This is a genomic window from Gammaproteobacteria bacterium (assembly GCA_013001575.1).
Classification (GTDB): domain Bacteria; phylum Pseudomonadota; class Gammaproteobacteria; order Steroidobacterales; family JABDMI01; genus JABDMI01.
Genome location: JABDMI010000028.1, coordinates 1 through 5,856, shown reverse-complemented (window position 1 = coordinate 5,856; position 5,856 = coordinate 1). Strand labels below are relative to the sequence as shown.

The following is a 5,856-nucleotide window of genomic DNA, read 5'->3' as shown; positions in this document are numbered from 1 at the left end:
ATCGTGACATGGATTTCACCGCCGTATTTTGTGTCAGTGATTTGATTGCGATTGGAGCCATTCGAGCCTTTAATAAACATGGCCTGAATGTACCGGAAGATATTTCTGTGGCCGGTTTTGATGACATTCCGAGGTCAACTTATATCAATCCGGCTTTAACAACCGTTAAACAAGATACCCAGCATGCCGGAGAATTGTTGGTGGATGCCTTGATCGCCTTGATCCATGACGAGGAACCCAGTCAGATTCGATTATTGGAGCCAAGCTTGATCAAACGGGATTCAACCAAAATTCTTTTTGCCTGAAATTAAACTTCTTAGTGTTGTTCTTCAACTCTGGTCCACGCAATTGCCGAGATCGCAAGACAAATAGCACAGATAAAAAACAAATAATCTTTATCAACCAGTCGACTCACGATAAGCCCGACAGCCAGACTGGAGATCAGTTGTGGCAAGACCACGGATAAATTGAAAATACCCATGTACAAACCCATGCTTTCGCGTTTAACCTGTTGCGATATGATTGCAAAAGGCAAACTGATGGTTGAGGCCCAGCCGATCCCCAATAGCATCATAAATGCATAAAGAGCATAGCGGGTATCTGCAAATAACCAGATCAGCGCATAGGCAACGGCCATACTCGCAATACACTTTCTGTGAATTTTAACTCTGCCGTATTTTTCTGCCAGAGGCTGCAAAACCAGAACCGGAAGTATGGCTGACACAGCACTCATGATCAAAAACGAAACGCCTATCGTCCTACCGAGCATGTCTGGCTCAGTGCCTTTTAATTCAGGAAATTTGAACTCCAGCCACGGGTACATATAAATGAACATAGACTGCACGCCAATCCAGGTGAAGCCGTGTGCAGCTAAAACCCTTTGAAAAGCTACTGCATTTTTTTGTTCAGGAGTATCGTCCTTTGGCTTGGCCAACAAGGTTTGCGCCACCAGTATTGCCGTTACAATTGCACAAAACCATTCTGCATAATAATGTTCATGTTCAATCTCGAGAAAGCGCAGACCCAATGCATATAAGGAATAAAACAAAAAACCCCACAAAGGTTTGATTGACATGAAGGTTTGCTTAAAGTCAAAAGGCACATGCTCGCCACTGTTAGCGGAATCTAATAATTCACGAGGTTCTTGTACAAAAAATGTAGGGATGATTGAAAATAATAAAACTAGTCCCGCGCCGAAATAGATTAAAAAATAATTGCCCAACCAGGCACCGATGAAATAGGCCAAAACCCCGAATGAACCTGAAATGGTTTGCATCCAGGTGTAGCCACGTACACGTTCTTCACCTTCAGGAGTTACATCGGCAATAATTGAGCGAGTCGGGTTAAAACTGATATTGATAGACACATCCAGTGTCAATACCACGATCAATGCAATTCCAAGTATTCCGATGGCATCAATTTGTGCATTGATAATGTCTAGATTTGGCAGCGCCAGTAGCATCAAACTGCAAAGTACGCCGCCAATCAAAATAAACGGCCGCCGCCTGCCCTTCCAGAACCAGACTCTATCGCTGATGAAACCGATGATTACCTGTCCAAAGATGCCGGCAAGTGGGCCTGCTGCCCAGACCAGACCAATCTCTTCGATGGCAAGATTATATTTTGTGGAAAGTATCCAGCTGAGTGCCGCGATCTGCACCGAAAGTGCAAATCCCATTGCAGTTGCCGGCATACTGAGTAATGCATAAAAAGGACGCGTCAGATTTTTTTGGGCGGCTAGCATATTATTTCTCAATAACAAAAACAGAATAAGGTGTGAACTCGAGTGTTTTAGTTTTTAAATTCGCGCAAGCTGCACCATACCCGGAACATTGACTGAAATCCTCGTTCAAATCCAAAGTCAAAGACTGATGCTCCCCGGAAAGATTGATAAATATCTGCATCTCAGAGCTTTCATCAAATCGTCTGAAGGCTATCACAGGTTCCGGGGTGTCGATGAACTCAATGTCACCCTGGATCAAAGCCGGATGTTTTTTACGCCAGGCCAAAAAAGTTTTATGCGCATTCAAAACGGAGTCGCTATGCTGCTTTTGTTCTGCAACTGCCGCGGCTGCGTGTTCACTGGGTATTGGCAACCAGGGCTTGTGGTTCGAGAAACCGGCGTGCGGTTTTGTGGCTTCCCAGGGTATTGGCGTACGACAGCCATCCCGGCCTTTGAAAATTGGCCAAAAGGTCTTGCCATAAGGATCTTGTAATTCATCGAATTTAATATCGGCTTCACACAATCCCAATTCTTCTCCCTGGTATACACAAAAACTGCCACGTAATGTACCAAGCAAAAAATTAAACGCTTTAGCAGCCGCAACCGCCTGGGTATCGGCGTCCCAGCGGCTAAGCACCCGCATGACATCGTGATTACTCAAAGCATAGCACGGCCAACCGTCACGCATTTTCTGTTCGGAAGTTTCTACCACCTCACGAATGTGCGCCGCCGTGGCATTTTCCGAGAGCAAGTCAAAGCTGTAAGCCATGTGCAAGCGATTATCGCCTTTGGTGTATTCCGCCATAACCGAAATGGAATCGTCAGTGCCGATCTCGCCCAATGACACGGTACCTGGATAACGTTCCAGTAAGGCGCGAATGTCTTGCATGAATTCCAGGTTTTCGTCCTGGGTATGCTGGTACCTGTATTCCTGCATGGCATACGGGCTTTGCATGCGTGAACCCATAAAATTATCCTTGCTTTTTTTGGCTGGATTGTCGCGTAATTGCCGGTCATGAAAACAAAAAATGATCGCATCCAGTCGAAAACCGTCCACACCTTTTTGCAGCCAGAATTCCATATTCTCCAATGTCGCCTTACGCACTTCAGGATTATGAAAATTCAGGTCCGGCTGACTGACTAAAAAGTTATGCAAATAATATTGCCCGCGTCGCGGTTCCCAGTGCCATGCCGAACCACCAAAAACCGATAACCAGTTATTCGGTGGCGTACCATCGGGATTTGCATCGGCCCATACATACCAATCGGCTTTGGGATTATCCTGACTGGAACGACTTTCAATAAACCAGGGATGTTCATCGGACGAATGACTGGGCACCTGGTCGATAATGATCTTGATGTCATGGCTGTGTGCCAGGGTGACCAATTCGTCAAAATCCTGCATACTGCCAAATAAAGGATCTATGGCTCGATAGTCACTGACATCGTAGCCAAAGTCATTCATCGGTGACTTGAAAAACGGCGAGATCCAGATCGCATCAATACCAAGCTCGACCAAATGATCAAATCGCTGAATGATACCGCGCAAGTCACCGGTGCCATCGTTATTGGCATCCATAAAACTGCGTGGATAGATCTGATATATCGAGGCACCACGCCACCATTGGTTATTTGTTTTCACAATATTTTTTTAAACCTGGTTCTATTCTTGATAAGAGATTGCTTCTGGCTCGGTAATTAAAAAATTACTCAGACCGGCCAGCACCAGACACACTCCGGCGACTGTCATTGCGTGTATGGGTGCGTCACCCAAAAGTCCAGAGGTAAAATTCACACCGCCCAATGAGGCTATGATCTGGGGAATAACAATAAACATATTAAACAGCCCCATCATCAAGCCCATTTTTTTGGGATCAACCGAAGTTGAAAGCATTGCATACGGCATGGATAAAATACTGGCCCACGCTATTCCGATCAATATAAAACACAAGGTGAGATAGCCTGGATCAGGAATGTATTTCATTAACATGAAACCCAAGCCCCCAAGAATGAGACTCACCATGTGCAGATACTTGCGGTTAATCCGGCGTTTGGCCGTGTACAGCACCAGTAAGAACGCGAATACCATGGATGACAAGCCATAAATCCCCATATAGGCACCCACACCATTTGACGCTTTTTGAAATGCTGTGTTTTGTGTATTGAAGGCCTCGGCCTGAGCAATAATTGCCATATCAAACTGCTCGGCAACCGGTGCCGGCGCCTCAAACACATGCTCAGTCAGTGCCGGGTTCGCCATTGACCACATGGTAAAAAAGGCAAACCAGGAAAAAAACTGCACAACCCCGAGTTTCAACATGACCGGTGACATCATCGAATAACCACGTTTAATGGTTGTTACCATGCCATCGCTACTTGGTTCATGGCTCTCCTGGTCATCAGAGAAACTGTCCAGTTCTTCGGGAGAATATTCTTTGGTAGTGATCACGGTAATTAAAATACTGATCATGAAAACAAAGGCACCAATCGCAAAAGCAACTTTCACCGACTCTGGTACAACCCCCGGTGCTGCAGCATCGCTCACCCCAAGTTTGGAGACGATCCACGGTAAAGAGCTCGCAATATAAGTTCCGATACCGATAATGAATGTCTGGACTACAAAACCATACGACCGTTGCGACTTGGGAAGATTGTCCGCCACCAGGGCACGGAACGGTTCCATGCTGATATTGATCGAGGCATCCAGGATCCATAAAAATCCGGCCGCCATCCAGAGAGCAGAAGAATACGGCATCCAGAACAAGGCCAAGGAACTGAGCACTGCCCCGATCAAAAAATACGGACGACGTCGCCCGAATTTCCACGACCAGGTACGGTCACTCATATAGCCGATGATTGGCTGAACCAGCAAGCCAGTCAGAGGGGCGGCGATCCACAACAGAGGAATTTCATTCTGTTCAGCGCCCAGGGTCTGGAAGATCCGCGACATAAAACCGCCCTGCAACGCAAACCCGAACTGAATGCCGAGAAAACCGAAACTCATGTTCCAGATCTGCCAAAAACTTAATCGCGGTTTCTGTTTGACTGTCATGCTTGACTCTTCCTGATGGTGTAATTATTTGTCTATGTTATCACCCATCTCACAGGCAAAATAAGCCTACCGGGCAGCTGCATACGTATTCATATCAAGTTTTGAGATAGAATACGGATTCAGAAAAAACAATGACCATTCACTAAGTCAACTTCCCCCAAGATCAAAACATTTGGCCTATATAGAACTATTTGGAAAATAAAGGATTACGCCAGGCCGCCAAAGCGGAACACGCAGAAAAGATTGGCGCGGATTTCAAATATGAGGCATTGCTGGGGGATCGTGAACCGCCACTCGATTACAGTAAATAAAACTTAAAATTCTTTTCTCACAGCGTGCATAATTTTTTGGAGTGCCAGACTTGTGGACAAAGGCATAATTCTGGATTCTTTGCGTTTGTGTAAAACGTCCTGACTGAAAGACTCGATCTGAAACTCGAAACCCGATCCTTGTCTGGTGTTATCAAACGTGTCGATTAATTTATTCGCTTTAAACAACTTACATTGCCGCGCACTCCAGAAGTCCGGCAACTCGACGTATCCCTCATCGCCAACAACAAAGGCGCGATTGGGCAGAGTAGCCCGAAAGGAACAGCTGAGTGACGCCGTGAAATCTCTAAACTCAAGCAACATTGCAAGATCGTCATCCACACTGGTTTCAGCAAACCGCGAGACCACATCTATGCTTGCAGGAAGTGTTCCGGCAAACAACCAGGTCAAGGCGATCGGGTAAATACCCACATCCAGCAAACTGCCCCCGGCAAGATCAGGATTGTAGAGGCGGCCTTGAGCATCAAACGGCATTTTAAAACCGAAATCGGCTTTGATGTGCACGAGCTTGCCAATGCGGCCTGCATCAAACCAGGTTTTGGCTTGTTGCACGGCAGGCAGAAAATAGGTCCACATGCCTTCCATCACACTTACATTCGAGTTGCGTGCCGCCTTGATCAAGGATTCGCATTCGGCGGCATTCACTGTCAGCGGTTTTTCACACAACACCGATTTTCCGGCATTGATCGCTTGCAAGCTTTGCTCTAAATGAAAATTATGCGGGGTGGCGATGTAAATTGCGTCTACGTCCG

General features: G+C 46.2%; 5 protein-coding genes. 1 reads left to right on the top strand and 4 read right to left on the bottom strand.

All coding sequences use genetic code 11. The features are described from left to right. Positions 1-305 (top strand): substrate-binding domain-containing protein (locus HKN88_02175; GenBank protein ID NNC96858.1); only part of this gene is annotated, 305 nt, incomplete at its 5' end. Positions 306-316: 11 nt separating this feature from the next. Here the strand turns inward: HKN88_02175 and HKN88_02170 are convergent. The 4 genes from HKN88_02170 to HKN88_02155 form a co-directional block, all read right to left on the bottom strand. Next, complete coding sequence (locus HKN88_02170) at positions 317-1,744, bottom strand: MFS transporter (protein NNC96857.1); 1,428 nt, start codon at positions 1,742-1,744, stop codon at positions 317-319. Between the two features lies 1 nt (position 1,745). Then, entirely contained in the window at positions 1,746-3,302 is a 1,557-nt protein-coding gene (locus HKN88_02165; protein NNC96856.1) for an alpha glucosidase, read from the bottom strand. Between the two features lie 84 nt (positions 3,303-3,386). Beyond that, entirely contained in the window at positions 3,387-4,775 is a 1,389-nt protein-coding gene (locus HKN88_02160) for an MFS transporter (protein NNC96855.1), read from the bottom strand. 314 nt (positions 4,776-5,089) lie between these two features. Then, positions 5,090-5,856: Gfo/Idh/MocA family oxidoreductase (locus HKN88_02155; GenBank protein ID NNC96854.1), on the bottom strand; the 767-nt coding region annotated here is incomplete at its 5' end.

Excerpts from the sequence above, each read along its gene's own strand:
- HKN88_02160 (NNC96855.1), bottom strand. The coding sequence starts at position 4,775 with ATGACAGTCAAACAGAAACCGCGATTAAGTTTTTGGCAGATCTGGAAC.
- HKN88_02170 (NNC96857.1), bottom strand. The coding sequence starts at position 1,744 with ATGCTAGCCGCCCAAAAAAATCTGACGCGTCCTTTTTATGCATTACTC.
- HKN88_02165 (NNC96856.1), bottom strand. The coding sequence starts at position 3,302 with ATGGATGCCAATAACGATGGCACCGGTGACTTGCGCGGTATCATTCAG.